Origin of the sequence: Mycobacterium sp., assembly GCF_050701515.1 — a bacterium.
Classification (GTDB): domain Bacteria; phylum Actinomycetota; class Actinomycetes; order Mycobacteriales; family Mycobacteriaceae; genus Mycobacterium.
On sequence record NZ_JBOGDB010000158.1, the window covers coordinates 22,976 to 36,626 of the forward strand.

A 13,651-nucleotide genomic window follows, 5' to 3' on the forward strand; every position below is an offset into this window, starting at 1 on the left:
CCCTGCAACTGACACGACCTGCGCGTAATCCCGGTTCACCCCGTGGCCGGATTCACAAGTTCGTTTGCAGCAGAACCGTTCTGGTATCGGACTCGACGAGCTGAACGGACTGGATCTGGTCCTTCTGCATCGCCGTGTTGCCGCTCGGCAGCGCGGTGGCGCCGTTCAACCCCATCCAGGTCGCGATCTCGCTCTCGGTCCCGTTACGGCCCACCACGACCATCGCCAGGTCCTGCTCCGCGACGTCACCGCGGCTCGCATAGTCGCCGTAGGTGCAGACCATGTCGATCCGGGTGCCCCAGCCGAAGCCGGTCAGCGTGACCGTGGCATTGATCGGCGTCTCGGCCACCTTGGACATCGTCATCTGCGAACCCATCGCCTGCTCTTCGCCGCCCTGGCCGCGGATGCCCGGCCAGATCGCGAGTACCAGCGCCACGGCGAGCACCGCGGCCGCGGCGGCCAGCGCGATCGTGCTCAGCCTGCGGGTGCGCCGACGGCGCCACTCGACCTTTTCCAGCAGCGAGTCCAGCGCCTCGGGACGCATCGGCGGTGGTTCCGCCGCTGGGTCGTCGAGTGCCGCCACGTCCCCGGCGTCGATCTGGGCCAACAACGCGGGCATGCCGCTCAGTTCGGCGACGGCCTCCCGGCACCGCGGGCAAGTGTTGAGATGCTCCTCGAACTCGCGCCGCTCATTTCCCGACAGTGAGCCCAGGACGTAGGCGGCGTCCCACATTACGTATGGGTCGTCGTCGCGCAAATCGACGTCGCGGTTTGCGGATTGCGTCATCGGGTCACCCCCATTTCCTGCATTGTGAGCCGCAACGCCCGCACGGCGTAGTGCAGCCTCGATTTCACGGTGCCTTCGGCGATATCAAGATCGGCGGCGATTTGTGCGGTCGTCCAGCCCAGGTAGTACGACCGCCGAATCACCGCACGGTGTTCGGGGGATAGCTGTGCCAGGGCACCGCTCATCAGCATTCGGTCCAAGGCGGAATCAACCTCATCCGGGCCGGCGCGGTCGTAGGCCTTCTCGGGGTCCGGGGTTCCGGACTCGCTGCGAAACCTGGCGCTGCGCCGCTCGTCAATAATCATATTTCGGGCGACGGTGAAGAGCCAGGCTCGTGCCGACCGATCGCCGTCGGTCACTTCTGGGTGCTGCCATGCGCGCAGCAAAGTCTCTTGCACCACGTCCTCAGCTCGGGCTTGATCACCGGTAAGCCGCACGGCATAGCGCCACAGAGCTCCCCCGTGCTCGTTGTAGAGCACGCGCATCAGGTCGGCTTCCGGATTGTCCATTCCACCTCCGTCAGTTATACGAGGCGGAGACCCGTCCGGTTCACAGCTTTCACCCAATGAGCAGGAGGCTAGGCCGTCAGAATGCGCGGCCCCTGGTCGGTCACAGCAACGGTGTGTTCCCAGTGGGCGGCGCGTGACCCGTCGGCGGTGACCACCGTCCACTCGTCGGCCAGGACCACGGTGTTCGAGGTGCCGAGCGTCAGCATCGGCTCGATGGCCAGCACCGAGCCGGGGGCCAGGTAGGGTCCGCGCCCGGGCTCGCCCTCGTTGGGCAGGAACGGGTCCATGTGCATGCGCCTGCCGATGCCGTGACCGCCGTAGCCGGCGACGATGCCGAATTTGCGGCCGTAGCGTTCCTCGGCCGCGCGGGTGCCCGTCTCGATGGCGTGCGAGACGTCGGTGAGCCGATTGCCGGGCACCATCGCGGCGATGCCGGCCTCCATCGAATCCTTGGTCGCTTGCGACAGCGCCTCATCGATCGGGATCAAGGTCCCGACCCCGAAGGTGATCGCCGAATCGCCGTGCCAACCGTCGACGATCGCACCGCAGTCGATGGACACCAGGTCGCCGGGGGCGAGCGTTTCGGCCGCCGAGGGAATGCCGTGCACCACGCGGTCATTGACCGACGAGCAGATGCTGGCCGGGAAGCCGTGGTAGCCGAGGAACGACGGTGTGCCGCCGGCGTCGCGGATCACCGATTCGGCGATCTCGTCGAGGGCCAGGGTGGACACCCCTGGTGCGGCGGCCTGGCGCACGGCCAGCAGCGCGGCGGCCACCAGTGACCCGGCGGCGGCCATCGCATCGAGTTCACCGGCACTGCGCTGCTCGACCACCTTGCGGTTGCGCAGCCCCGGAAGGACGACCACGGCTACCGGCCGAGGGCCCGTAACGCGCGGGCGAGGACCTCGTCGAGACCGCCGACGGCGTCCACCGGCTTGAGCTCGTCGTGGTAGTACTCCAGCAGCGGCTGGGTCTCGTCGCGGTACACCTGCATCCGGTTGTGGATGACCTCTTCGGTGTCGTCGGCGCGGCCGCGCTCCTTGAGACGCTTCAGCAGTTCCTCCTCGGACACCTGGAACTCCAGCACGGCGTCGAGCTTGTGGTTGCTTTTCGCCAGCATGCGCTTCAATGCTTCGGCCTGCTCGACCGAGCGGGGGAAGCCGTCCAGGATGAACCCGGCGGCCGCGTCGGGCTGGCTGATCCGCTCCTCCACCAGCTTGTTGGTCAGCTCTGAGGGGACTAGGTCGCCGGCGTCCAGGTAGCGCTTGGCTTCCAGGCCGAGCGGCGTGCCGGAGCTGATGTTCTGCCGGAAGAGGTCGCCGGTGGAGATCTGCGGAATGCCGAACTTCTCGGCCAGCTTCTGGGCCTGCGTGCCCTTGCCTGCGCCCGGCGGTCCCAGCAGAACGAGTCTCACTTCAGGAACCCTTCGTAGTTGCGTTGCATGAGCTGGCTCTCGATCTGTTTGACCGTATCCAACCCGACGCCAATCATGATCAAAACCGCAACGCCGCCGAAGGGCAGGTTCTGCACGGCCCCGGTGTTGCCGACCTGCAGGAAGAGGTTTGGCAGCACGGCGATCACGCCGAGATAGATCGAGCCCGGAAGGGTGATCCTGTTGAGCACATAACGCAGGTAGTCGGCGGTTGGCCTGCCGGGCCGGATACCGGGGATGAAGCCGCCGAACTTCTTCATCTCGTCGGCACGTTCTTCGGGGTTGAACGTGATCGACACATAGAAGTACGTGAAGAAGACGATCAGCCCGAAGTAGATGGCGATATAGGCGGGGCTGGCCGGGTTGGTCAGATTGTTGGCGACGAACTTGTCCCACCAGCCGGTACCACCCGGATTGGCGCTACCGCTCCGGATCAGCTGGGTGATCAGCTGCGGGATGTAGATCAGCGAGGACGCGAAGATGACCGGGATAACACCGGCCTGGTTGACCTTCAGCGGCAGATAGGTCGAAGTGCCGCCGTACATCCGACGGCCGACCATTCGCTTGGCGTACTGCACCGGGATGCGGCGCTGACCCTGCTCGACGAACACCACGCCGATCAGGATGACCAGCGCGGCCGCACAGACAACGGTGAAAACCACGGGGCCGCGGCTGTCCAGGATCATCTTGCCTTCGGACGGAATGCGCGCGGCGATGCCGGCGAAGATCAGCAGCGACATGCCGTTGCCGATGCCGCGCTCGGTGACCAGCTCGCCCATCCACATCACCAGCGCCGCGCCGGCCGTCATCACCAGCACGATTACGAAAAGCACGAAGATGGACTGGTCGCGGATGATTTCGAGGGTGCAGCCCTGCAGCAAGCCGCCGTTGGCGGCCAGCGCCACGATGCTGGTGGCCTGCAAGATGGCCAGCGCGATCGACAGATAACGCGTGTATTGCGTCATCTTGGCCTGGCCGGACTGGCCTTCCTTGCGCAGCTGCTCGAAGCGCGGGATCACCACCGTCAGCAGCTGCACGATGATGCTGGCGGTGATGTAGGGCATCACGCCGACGGCGAACACGCTCAACTGCAGCAGCGCGCCACCGGAGAACAGGTTGATCAGCGAGTAGATCTGCCCCGCTTCGCCGCCGCTGACCTGCTCGATGCACTTCTGCACGTTCGGGTAGTCCACGCCCGGGGACGGCACCGAGGCGCCGACCCGGTAGAGGATGACCAGGCCAAGGGTCAGCAGAATCTTGCGACGGAGATCGGCTGTCCGCATCGACGAGATGAAAGCCGAAAGCACTCTTCCTCCTGCGCAGCCGGCCTCTTGTCGCGGCGTGCCAATGGGGCTGGTATGACCAGCGTTCTGGTTAAGTCATGCGCGGCCCCCGGCGCAGGCGCTCAGCCTGCGGAGTCACGCGCCAAACAGTCTACGAGAGTAACAGTTGCGGCTCATCAGCCCCGCATCCGCGTTCGGGGCCGGACGGGCGGGCCGCCCTTTCAGATTAGGGGCGTACAGTCGGCGGCAGCTCGTTATATCACCTAAGTATCGGCAGTCTATAGGAGTCATGGATGGCACGTACCGACAACGACACCTGGGACCTGGCCTCCAGCGTGGGCGCGACCGCCACGATGGTGGCGGCGGCTCGCGCGATGGCCACCAGCACCGACGACGCCCTGATCGACGATCCGTTCGCCGAGCCGCTGGTGCGCGCGGTCGGCGTCGACGTGTTCGCCCGGCTGGCCAACGGCGAGTTGAATCCCGCCGACCTCGACGACGACTCCAGCGTCGGCATGCAGCGGATGGTCGACAACATGGCGGTCCGGACCAAGTTCTTCGACGAGTTCTTCACCGACGCGACGGAGGCCGGCATCCGGCAGGCGGTCATCCTGGCGTCCGGCCTGGATTCCCGCGCCTACCGGCTGGGTTGGCCGGCGGGCACCGTGGTCTACGAGGTGGACCAGCCGCAGGTGATCGAGTTCAAGTCCCGGGCGCTGGCCGATCTCGGCGCCGAACCCACCGCCGACCGCCGCGCCGTGGCGATCGACCTGCGCTTCGACTGGCCGGCGGCGCTGAAGGCCGCGGGCTTCGACCCGGGCCGGCCGACGGCGTGGAGCGCCGAAGGCCTGCTCGGCTACCTGCCGCCGGACGCCCAGGACCGGCTGCTCGACACGATTACAAAGCTCAGCGCGCCGGGCAGCCGGTTCGCCACCGAAAGCGCGCCGAACATCGACCAGGATGACCTGGACAAGGCGATGGAGCGCATGCAATCGACCGCTGAACGCTGGCGCGACCACGGCTTCGACCTCGACTTCGCCAACCTCGTCTACCTGGAGGACCGCAACGAGGCGGCGACCTATCTGGCCGACCATGGCTGGCAGGTGAAGGGCAACACCATCAACGAGCTGTTGACCGCCAACGGGTTTGCACCGTTCGAGGACGACACGCCCTTCGTCAACCTGCGCTACGTCATCGGCACCCGCGGCGGCGCGCGATGACCCGAACAGACGACGACAACTGGGACCTGGCATCAAGTGTCGGATCCACCGCCACCATGGTGGCCGCGCAGCGCGCCATCTCCAACCGCGAAGGGCTGATCGACGACCCATACGCGGAGCCGCTGGTGCGCGCGGTCGGCCTCGACTTCTTCAACCGCGCGCTCGACGGTGAGATCGACCTGGAGGAGGTCGACCCCGCATTCAACATGCGCCGGGCCGCGGAGGGAATGGCGGTCCGGACCCGCCATTTCGACCGACTGTTCACCGATGCCGCCGCCGCGGGCGTGCGCCAGGCGGTGATCCTGGCGGCAGGCCTGGACGCGCGGGCCTATCGGTTGGCCTGGCCGGACGGGACGACCGTCTTCGAGATCGACCAGCCGGAGGTCATCGAATTCAAGACGCGCACGCTTGGCGAGCTGGGAGCGCAGCCAACGGCAGACCGGCGGGCCGTTGCCATAGACCTCCGCAACGACTGGCCGAAAGCATTGCTGGACAACGGCTTCGATGCGACACAGCCCACCGCGTGGACGGCCGAGGGGCTGCTGATCTATCTGCCGTCCGAGGCCCAGGACCTGCTGTTCGACAGGATCACCGAGCTCAGCGCGCCGGGCAGCAGCGTGGCCACCGAGCACATCCCGGACATCAATGTGTTCTCCGACGAGCGATCGAAACTCATTTCGGAACGGCTGAAGCAGTACGGTCACGATGTCGAGATGTCCGACCTCATTTATCACGACGAACGCAGCCATGTCGTCGAGTATCTGACCGGCCACGGCTGGGACGTCGCCGCGCAGACGATGCGGGAGGCATACGCCGCCAACGGCTTTGAGTTTCCCGAGGACGGAGCCATCGGCTTCTTCGCCGACCTCAGCTATGTCAGCGCGGTGAAGCGCTAGTCTGGCGTTTCAGCGGCCGGCTCAGTTCGAAGCGGTTGCCGTCGATGTCGTAGAACCACATGAACTCGTTGTTCGCGCTTTGGCGGATCTCGCCGACGTCGACGCCTCTTTCGATCAGGGTTCGCCGCGGGCGGTCAAGCTCGCCGTTGATCACCGCGACCAGGTAGGTGTTGCGATCGTTGTCGTCCGGCACGCGCGCCTGGCCTGCCGGAAGTTGCCACAACGACACCACCGAACCGGCGACGTGGTAAACGGCGATGGGATGCTCGGCCCCGTCGGCACCGACGTGAACGGGCTCCAGTCCTAGCTTTTCGCGATACCAGTGGACCGACGCGGCGACGTCGCGCACCCGCAGGACCGTCGAGACCATCGATGCGTCGTCGAAGATGCCTGCCGTCACGCCACACCCCCGGCCCACTCGAGAAAGCGGGCATAGCGGTCCGCTATCGGGCCCTTCCACGCGGGGTCCGGTTCGACGATGCGCTCGATCGATGACCACCGGGCGGCATCACCGATCGACGATTCCAAACCGACCGCCATCCGGCCGAGGAACGCGGCTCCCAGCGCGGCCCCCTCGGGCACTCCGGAGACCTCCACCGGGTAGCCGGTGGCGTCGGCGATGGCCTGCATCCACGGCTCGACACGGGTGCCGCCGCCGGTGGCCACGATGCGCGACACCGGCGCTGCGCCGAGCTCGATGAGCTGGCGGACCACGAACCCGGACGACTCGTAGGCGGCCCGCCGCACCGCTGCGGCGTCGTGCGTGAGGTCCAGGCCGGCCAGCAGACCACGACGATCCGGATCGTGGTAGGGCGTGCGCTCGCCACGCACGTACGGCGACCACACCGGCACCCGACCCGGATCGATAGCCGTCGAATCTGCCGGCGCCACAAGGCGATCCACCCAGCCGAGGAACAAGCCACCGGCATTGCTGGCGCCCCCGATCTGACACTTGCCCGGCGCCGTGTGCGGGATCGTCCACAGGCCCGGCACCTCGCGGAACTCGGGGATCGTCGCCCACACGATCAAGGTCGTGCCGCACAGCACGAGCACGTCGCCGTCGTCGTCGGCACCGGCGACCATCTGCTCGGACAGCGCGTCGATGGCGCCGGCGGCCAGCACGGCGTCGCTCCCACGCAGTTGGCCGACCGGCACGCCGGCCGTCGCCACCCTCGGCATCTGGTCGACCGACGCCCCGCAGTCGGCACAGGCCTGCGCGCTCCAGCCGGTGCCGTCGAACAGCGGAAGGGTGGTGAAGGCGGTGCCGAAGTCGATCACCGGCTCGCCGGCCAGTGCGTGGTTGGCCACCGCGGGCGCCGGCCAATACCCGGCCGCGGCGGGCGCCTCCCCCGCGGTCCAGCGCAGGAATTCGGCGGCCTCACCCACCATGAATCCCGGGCCTGCGGCCGGATCGGCAACCCGGCCGCGGGCATCGCCGTACAACAGCCCGGGTGTGACCGGCCTGCCGTCGGTGTCCACCGCGGTCAGCGACGGCACCATCGCCGAGACGGCCACCGCGCGCACCTCGGGGCCGGCCAGCTGCACCAGTGCGGCCAGTGGACCCTTCCGCCACGCCTCGTCCGCATCGTGCTCGAGGCGGTCCGGGGCCGGGACCCGCAGCCGGTGCGGAATTCGGGCCCGGGCCGCGACCTGGCCGTCCTCGTCGGCGGCCACCGCCTTGACCGCCGTCGTGCCGATGTCGATGCCGATTGTCACCTCTTTGCGTGACACGCGCGTCACCGTACGCCAGCATGGGCAGGCGTGACCGCAAGACCGCGTGCCCTGGTGACGGCCCCGCTGCGGGGCGCGGGGTTCGACAAGCTGCGTCGTCTGGTCGATGTGGTCTACGACCCGTGGATCGAGCAGACTCCGCTGCGCATCTACACCGCCGAGCAGCTGGCCGATCGGATATCCGGCGAGGGTGCCGATGTCCTTGTGGTGGAAGGCGATTCGGTCAGCGGCCCGGTGTTCGACCTGCCGTTGCGGGCGATTGCGTCCACCCGCGGCGATCCCAACAACGTCGACGTCGCCGGTGCCACCGCGGCCCGGATCCCGGTGCTGCACACCCCGGGCCGCAATGCCGACGCGGTCGCCGAGATGGCGATCGCCCTGCTCTTCGCGGCCACCCGGCACCTGCTGCCGGCCGACGCGGACGTCCGGACCGGCCAGGTGTTTCGCGACGGCGCCATCCCCTACCAACGGTTCCGGGCGTGGGAGATCGCCGGGCTAACGGCCGGTCTGATCGGCCTGGGCGCCGTCGGCCGGGCGCTGCGCTGGCGGCTGACCGGGCTGGGCGTCTCGGTCATCGCCCACGACCCCTACAACGACGAGGCCGGCCACAGCCTCGACGAACTGCTCGCCGTGGCCGACATCATCTCCCTGCACGCACCGGTCACCGACGACACCGTCGGGCTGATCGGCGCCGCGCAGTTCGCGGCCATGCGCGACGGCGTGGTCTTCCTCAACACCGCCCGGGCCCAGCTGCACGACACCGACGCGCTGGTCGACGCGCTGAAGAGCGGCAAGGTGGCCGCGGCCGGCCTGGACCATTTCGAGGGCGAACGGCTCGCCCCCGATCACCCGCTTGCGGGCATGCCCAACGTCGTCCTCACGCCGCACATCGGCGGGGCCACGTGGAACACTGAGGCCCGGCAGGCGCAGATGATCGCCGACGACCTCGAGGCGCTGTTGGCGGATCGGCTGCCCAGCCACATCGTGAACCCGGAGGTGCTGGCGACATGAGATTCGTGGACAAGCCGGAGGCCGCGGTGCTGGCGGCGGCCAAGGACATGCTGCGGCGCGGCCTGGTCGAGGGCACGGCCGGCAACATCTCGGCGCGGCGCGAGGACGGCAACCTCGTCATCACGCCGTCGTCGGTCGACTACGCGGACATGACGCTCGACGACCTCGTGCTGGTCGACCCGGGCGGCACCGTGCTGGCGGCCACGGACGGCCGGTCGCCGTCCACGGAGATGCAGCTTCATCTGGCGTGCTACCGCGCGTTCGACGACATCGGCAGCGTCATTCACAGCCATCCGGTGTGGGCGACCATGTTCGCCGTCGCGCATCAGCCGATTCCGGCCGTCATCGACGAGTTCGCGGTCTACTGCGGCGGCGAGATCAGGTGCGCGGAGTATGCGGCGTCGGGCACACCTGACGTCGGCCGCAATGCGGTGAAGGCGTTGGAGGGCAGGGCGGCGGCGTTGATCGCCAACCACGGCCTGGTGGCGGTCGGCCCGCGTCCCGACAAGGTCCTGCACGTGACGGCGCTGGTCGAGCGGACTGCGCAGATCATCTGGGGGGCACGGGCTCTCGGCGGCCCAGTACCCATCCCCGACGAGGTCAATCAAAACTTCGCCGCCGTCTACACCTACCTCCGCCAGAACCCGATGTAAGTCACCTACTTTCGCGAGCGTGCGTGTCTGCGCACGACACGCCGACGAATTCCCTACAAACGCGCACGCTCGCGCGGGTGTGATGGCGCACTCAGACCTTCGGACGGGCGGCGCGATAAAAAGTCAGACGTCCGACGAAGCGATGCGGCCGCGTGGCCAGCTCGGTGCAGTCGAAGCCGGCCGCGCGCAGTAGTCGCGGAATCGAGTCGCCGAGGTTGCCTGCCGCGTGACTGCTGCGCAGCATTCGACGCGCGGCGAATCCATCATCGGCCGTCATGTGTCCGCCGATGTCGACGATGTGCAGTCGGCCACCGGGACGCAAGACCCGAAAAATCTCGGCCGCCGTGGCAGTCTTCACCTCGTCGTCCAGATGGTGCAGCATCATTGACGAGAGCACCCGGTCGAATTCACGGTCCGCGTAGGGCAGCTCTTGGGAGTAGCCGCGCTCGAAGCGGATTCCACTCAGTCCCCGCGCCTTTCGTTGCGCCCGGCCCAGGGCCCGCGGGTCGGGGTCCAGGCCGACCAATTCGGTGCCGGGATGCGCGCGTTTGGCCCGGACGGTGACATTACCGGTCCCGCAACCGATTTCGAGGACACGAAGCCCATCGGCGAGTTCAGCCTGGGCAATGAGCGTGTCGTAGACCCTGTTCATGCCCAGCAACCGGGTCAGCAGGTCGTAGCCCGGGAGCAGCGCATCGTGGCCGGCGGCGGGCAGGTAATCGTGCTTGTTTCCCTTGGCCTGACTAGAAGAATGTGGACGATGTTCGGTCATATCAACCATGGTGAACCGTTCAGGGCCAAAGCAGTTAGTCGATCCTCGGCGAAACTAGGACTATCTTTGGTCACATGACCCAGCCAAGTCGGCTCATCCGACATCGTGGCGGCGTCCCGATGTATCAGTATCCGACCGGTCTGGACATACCTCCGGTATCGGTTGTCCGCGCTGACCGCGACGACCTGCTTGAACGCGGCCGCCACATCCACGATTTCCCGGCGCTGTGGTACGCGCCAACGGCGGGGCTCGTGTACGTCGTCGCGGCAGGTGAAGTCGTCGACCCGAAACAGGTGGCGCATAGAGACGAAGGCGTCGGGGTGTTCTTCGATCCGGCCGCGTTGGGCCCGGGTGGGCTACCGCCGTGGCCGGCGTGGCGGGCCCACCCACTGTTGTTCCCGTTCCTGCACGGGCAGCCCGGCGGGCTGCTGCGGCTGCGACTGCCCACGGAGAGGCGGTCCGTATGGGACATGGCGATCGGGTCGATCGAGGTGGAATTGGCTGATCGGCGGGAGGGCTACCGGCAAGCGGCGCTGGCGCATCTGACACTGCTGCTCATCGACCTCGCGCGGCTGGCCGGTGATGTTGTGGGCGATCTGCGGCGTAGCGGCGAGCCACTGCTGGCCGAAGTGTTCGCGGTGATCGACCGACATCACACCGAGCCACTGTCGCTGCGTGACGTGGCGCGTGCGGTGGGCATGACGCCCGGACATCTGACCACCGTCGTGCGTCGCCGCACCGGGCGCACCGTGCAGGAGTGGATCACCGAACGCCGGATGGCCGAGGCGCGCAGCCTTCTCGCCGACACCGAATTGCCGGTCGGAGAGGTTGCCCGGCGGGTCGGGATGCCCGATCCGGGATATTTCAGCAGATCGTTCCGCCGGATCCACGGCACGTCACCCCGAGCCTGGCGTGGCCCCGCGCACCGCAGTCCGCTCGGCTAAGCACGCGCCGCGCGCTGGTCGAACGCGACCTTGACGGCCCCTGACTCCCCTTGATTCGCGATGGCCAGGAACGCGTCGCGCCACTGCTCGAGCGCGAACGTGTGGGTGAGCGCGGGCCGGAGGTCCACCCGGCCGTCGACCACCAGGTCGAGGTAGTGGTCGATGGCGTGCTTGCGTACGCCGTCCACCTCTTCGACCCCGAACGCGTTGGAGCCGACCCAGCTGATCTCCTTGAAGTACAACGGACTCCACTCCCAGCGGCCCGGCGCGTGCACGCCCGCCTTCACCAGGGTTCCCCGCGACGCGAGCACCCGCACGCCGACCTCGAACGTCTCCGGCTTTCCGACGGTGTCGTAAACGACGTCGATCGGGCCGGGGTAGGCCATCGGCAACCCCTGCAGGGGTTGCCGCAACCGGCCGCCGCCCCAGGCGACCAACTCCTCGATCAGGGCCAGCCGCGGCTCTGGCGCCAGCACCTTCGCCGCCCCGAGCCGGTCGGCCAGTTGCGCCTGCGCCTCGAACCGCGCCACCACCGCCACTTCCGCATCCGGGTAGAGCGCGGTCAGAATCGCGACGGCGCACGAACCGAGCGAACCCGCCCCGTACACCAGCACCCGGCCCGACGGCGGCGGCGGATGGCGGGTGATCGCGTGCAAGGACACCGAGAACGGGTCGGCGAACACGGCCAGCTCGTCGGGCACCGACTCGGGGACCGGGTGCAGCATGCTGTCGTGCGCCGGCATCAGCTCCGCGTAGCCGCCGGTGACGTCCGCCGATACTCCGGAATGGATGCCCGCCTTGATGTCGCCGTCGGTGAAACTCCAGCACAGGCTGTAGTCCCCCGCCTCGCACGCCGGACACACCGGTGCGATGCCACGCGGACGGCAGGACAGCCACGGATTGAGCACCACCCGCTGGCCGACCTCCAGTCCTCGGGCCTTCGGTCCCATCGCCACCACGTCGGCCACCACCTCATGACCCATGACTTGGGGGAACGAGCAGAACGCCGCCATCGCGTTGTCGGTGTCACCCTCGCCGAAGTCGAGCAGGATCTGCTTGGAATCCGACCCGCAGATGCCGGTGAGGCGGGGCCGGGTGATCACCCAATCGTCGTGCAGCGGTTGCGGATCGGGCACTTCCTGCAGAGCGACGGGGGTTCGGGCCAGGTTCTTGGCGAGCGCGTTGGCGTCGTCGGGCACCTCGATCGGCTCGCCCGGCACCCCGAAAACCAGCGCCTTCATGTCCGGCTGGGCCGGGCCATGGCTGCGGCGCCGGCGAGGTAGGTGTCGATGTCGGCGTTCTTCATGTCGACGACCGCCTTCATGTCCGGCACATAGTGCTCGAAACCGTCGCTGCCGAGCGCCGTAATGATGCCCGCGGCCACCTCGTCCGGTGGGAACTTGGGACCGTCGTAGAGGGGCGCGTCGTTGTCCGGCTGGTCCCAGATCTCGGTGTCGACGGGTCCCGGCTGGATCAGCTTCACCGAGACCCCGGTGTCGTGCAGGTCGACGGCCAACACCTCACTCCAGCCGCACAGCGCGAACTTGCTTGCGCAGTAAGCCGATTCGTGGATGATGCCGAGCCGGCCACCCACGCTGGACACGTTGACGATCAGGCCCGCATTTCGCTCCAGCATTTCTGGCAGCACGGCGAGGGTGAGGTGCATCGGGGCGAAGAAGTTGATCCGCATGACGGCTTCGGCGTCGGCCGGATCGAGGGCGGTGACGGCGCGGCGCTTCGGCACGGCGGCATTGTTGACCAGCACGTCGATGCCGCCGAGCGCGTCCCACGCCTGGCGGGCCAACGGGCCGATGCCCGCGGTGTCACCGAGATCGGCCGCCCACATCGTCGAGTCGGGCGAGGCCTTCCGGCAGTCGGCCAGCACCTCGGCGAGACGGTCTCGGCGGCGGGCGATCAGCCCGACCACCGCTCCCTGCGCGGCGAGCTGACGGGCCAGGGCGGCGCCCACCCCGGAAGAGGCGCCGGTGATGAGCACCCGCTTGCCCGCCGTCGAGAACGCCACGAATCGCAGTCTGCGCCGAAATGGGATTCCCGGTCGTTAAAACCGGCAGTTAGCAGCAGGGAATCCCATTTCGCGGGAAATCAGAACCGGTAGTCGCCCAGCCACAACGCGCCGACACCGGTCAACGAACGTTCGGCCTGGCCAAGCATCCCGGCACCACTGGCCGGCTGCCGGCGGATGCTGGTGCTCGAAGACGTCGTTAGGTCTGCGGGGGCCGGATAACGCTCGCGCCGTCCTCACCGTCAGAACCGCCGGCGCCGCCCGGGCCGCCGGTGCCGCCGTGGCTGCCGTAGTTGCGCTCACCGTCGGACGCGTCGCCACCATCGCCACCGTTACCGCCGTCGCCGCCGGAGGTGCCGCCCGCGCCGCCGTCGCCGCCGTTTCCGGGGG

Annotated in this window: 15 protein-coding genes and 1 pseudogene; 5 read left to right on the forward strand and 11 right to left on the reverse strand. The window is 68.0% G+C overall.

Annotation, left to right across the window (positions count from 1 at the left end; genetic code table 11):
• Positions 1-52 precede the first annotated feature (52 nt).
• The 5 genes from ACRDU5_RS13565 to secY form a co-directional block, all read right to left on the reverse strand.
• Entirely contained in the window at positions 53-787 is a 735-nt protein-coding gene (locus ACRDU5_RS13565) for an anti-sigma factor family protein (RefSeq protein WP_526615085.1), read from the reverse strand.
• Positions 784-1,296, reverse strand: coding sequence for an RNA polymerase sigma factor (locus ACRDU5_RS13570; RefSeq protein ID WP_526615086.1), 513 nt, complete (start codon positions 1,294-1,296; stop codon positions 784-786). Before ACRDU5_RS13570 ends, ACRDU5_RS13565 begins: the two co-directional genes overlap by 4 nt.
• 68 nt (positions 1,297-1,364) lie before the next feature.
• On the reverse strand, positions 1,365-2,162 hold the full coding sequence (gene map, locus ACRDU5_RS13575; RefSeq protein WP_526615087.1) for a type I methionyl aminopeptidase: 798 nt from the start codon (positions 2,160-2,162) through the stop codon (positions 1,365-1,367).
• A gap of 2 nt (positions 2,163-2,164) precedes the next feature.
• Complete coding sequence (locus ACRDU5_RS13580) at positions 2,165-2,710, reverse strand: adenylate kinase (RefSeq protein ID WP_526615088.1); 546 nt, start codon at positions 2,708-2,710, stop codon at positions 2,165-2,167.
• On the reverse strand, positions 2,707-4,035 hold the full coding sequence (secY, locus tag ACRDU5_RS13585; RefSeq protein WP_526615089.1) for a preprotein translocase subunit SecY: 1,329 nt from the start codon (positions 4,033-4,035) through the stop codon (positions 2,707-2,709). Before secY ends, ACRDU5_RS13580 begins: the two co-directional genes overlap by 4 nt.
• 269 nt (positions 4,036-4,304) lie before the next feature.
• On the opposite strand from secY, the gene ACRDU5_RS13590 reads away from it, so the two are divergent.
• A complete protein-coding gene (locus ACRDU5_RS13590) occupies positions 4,305-5,231 on the forward strand; it encodes a class I SAM-dependent methyltransferase (RefSeq protein ID WP_526615090.1) in 927 nt (308 codons plus the stop codon).
• On the forward strand, positions 5,228-6,127 hold the full coding sequence (locus ACRDU5_RS13595; RefSeq protein WP_526615091.1) for a class I SAM-dependent methyltransferase: 900 nt from the start codon (positions 5,228-5,230) through the stop codon (positions 6,125-6,127). Before ACRDU5_RS13590 ends, ACRDU5_RS13595 begins: the two co-directional genes overlap by 4 nt.
• Here ACRDU5_RS13595 and ACRDU5_RS13600 read toward each other — a convergent pair.
• Positions 6,108-6,527 (reverse strand): VOC family protein, encoded by a 420-nt coding sequence (locus ACRDU5_RS13600; protein ID WP_526615093.1) that lies wholly within the window; start codon positions 6,525-6,527, stop codon positions 6,108-6,110. The genes ACRDU5_RS13595 and ACRDU5_RS13600 overlap by 20 nt on opposite strands.
• A complete protein-coding gene (locus tag ACRDU5_RS13605) occupies positions 6,524-7,858 on the reverse strand; it encodes a xylulokinase (RefSeq protein ID WP_526615094.1) in 1,335 nt (444 codons plus the stop codon). The genes ACRDU5_RS13600 and ACRDU5_RS13605 overlap by 4 nt, the downstream gene beginning before the upstream one ends.
• A 30-nt stretch (positions 7,859-7,888) precedes the next feature.
• Here ACRDU5_RS13605 and ACRDU5_RS13610 point away from each other — a divergent pair, with 30 nt between their 5' ends.
• The gene (locus ACRDU5_RS13610) at positions 7,889-8,869 is read left to right on the forward strand and encodes an NAD(P)-dependent oxidoreductase (protein WP_526615096.1); all 981 of its coding nucleotides are present in this window, start codon (positions 7,889-7,891) and stop codon (positions 8,867-8,869) included.
• A complete protein-coding gene (locus ACRDU5_RS13615; RefSeq protein WP_526615098.1) occupies positions 8,866-9,522 on the forward strand; it encodes an L-fuculose-phosphate aldolase in 657 nt (218 codons plus the stop codon). Before ACRDU5_RS13610 ends, ACRDU5_RS13615 begins: the two co-directional genes overlap by 4 nt.
• Before the next feature lie 91 nt (positions 9,523-9,613).
• On the opposite strand, the gene ACRDU5_RS13620 is transcribed toward ACRDU5_RS13615, so the two are convergent.
• On the reverse strand, positions 9,614-10,294 hold the full coding sequence (locus ACRDU5_RS13620) for a class I SAM-dependent methyltransferase (protein ID WP_526615099.1): 681 nt from the start codon (positions 10,292-10,294) through the stop codon (positions 9,614-9,616).
• A gap of 74 nt (positions 10,295-10,368) precedes the next feature.
• Here ACRDU5_RS13620 and ACRDU5_RS13625 point away from each other — a divergent pair, with 74 nt between their 5' ends.
• Positions 10,369-11,238, forward strand: coding sequence for a helix-turn-helix transcriptional regulator (locus ACRDU5_RS13625; protein ID WP_526615100.1), 870 nt, complete (start codon positions 10,369-10,371; stop codon positions 11,236-11,238).
• On the opposite strand, the gene ACRDU5_RS13630 is transcribed toward ACRDU5_RS13625, so the two are convergent.
• The 3 genes and pseudogenes from ACRDU5_RS13630 to ACRDU5_RS13640 form a co-directional block, all read right to left on the reverse strand.
• A complete protein-coding gene (locus ACRDU5_RS13630) occupies positions 11,235-12,479 on the reverse strand; it encodes a zinc-dependent alcohol dehydrogenase (protein ID WP_526615101.1) in 1,245 nt (414 codons plus the stop codon). The two genes, ACRDU5_RS13625 and ACRDU5_RS13630, sit on opposite strands and share 4 nt — an antisense overlap.
• Positions 12,476-13,261 (reverse strand): SDR family NAD(P)-dependent oxidoreductase, encoded by a 786-nt coding sequence (locus ACRDU5_RS13635; RefSeq protein WP_526615102.1) that lies wholly within the window; start codon positions 13,259-13,261, stop codon positions 12,476-12,478. Before ACRDU5_RS13635 ends, ACRDU5_RS13630 begins: the two co-directional genes overlap by 4 nt.
• Positions 13,262-13,460: 199 nt before the next feature.
• Positions 13,461-13,651 (reverse strand): annotated as a pseudogene (locus ACRDU5_RS13640) (PE family protein); the annotation flags it as partial.

Bases quoted from the DNA above. Each gene is read 5' to 3' on its own strand.
- ACRDU5_RS13565 (WP_526615085.1), bottom strand. From the start codon at position 787: ATGACGCAATCCGCAAACCGCGACGTCGATTTGCGCGACGACGACCCA.
- ACRDU5_RS13570 (WP_526615086.1), bottom strand. From the start codon at position 1,296: ATGGACAATCCGGAAGCCGACCTGATGCGCGTGCTCTACAACGAGCAC.
- ACRDU5_RS13590 (WP_526615090.1), top strand. From the start codon at position 4,305: ATGGCACGTACCGACAACGACACCTGGGACCTGGCCTCCAGCGTGGGC.
- ACRDU5_RS13595 (WP_526615091.1), top strand. From the start codon at position 5,228: ATGACCCGAACAGACGACGACAACTGGGACCTGGCATCAAGTGTCGGA.
- ACRDU5_RS13615 (WP_526615098.1), top strand. From the start codon at position 8,866: ATGAGATTCGTGGACAAGCCGGAGGCCGCGGTGCTGGCGGCGGCCAAG.
- ACRDU5_RS13620 (WP_526615099.1), bottom strand. From the start codon at position 10,294: ATGACCGAACATCGTCCACATTCTTCTAGTCAGGCCAAGGGAAACAAG.
- ACRDU5_RS13625 (WP_526615100.1), top strand. From the start codon at position 10,369: ATGACCCAGCCAAGTCGGCTCATCCGACATCGTGGCGGCGTCCCGATG.
- ACRDU5_RS13630 (WP_526615101.1), bottom strand. From the start codon at position 12,479: ATGAAGGCGCTGGTTTTCGGGGTGCCGGGCGAGCCGATCGAGGTGCCC.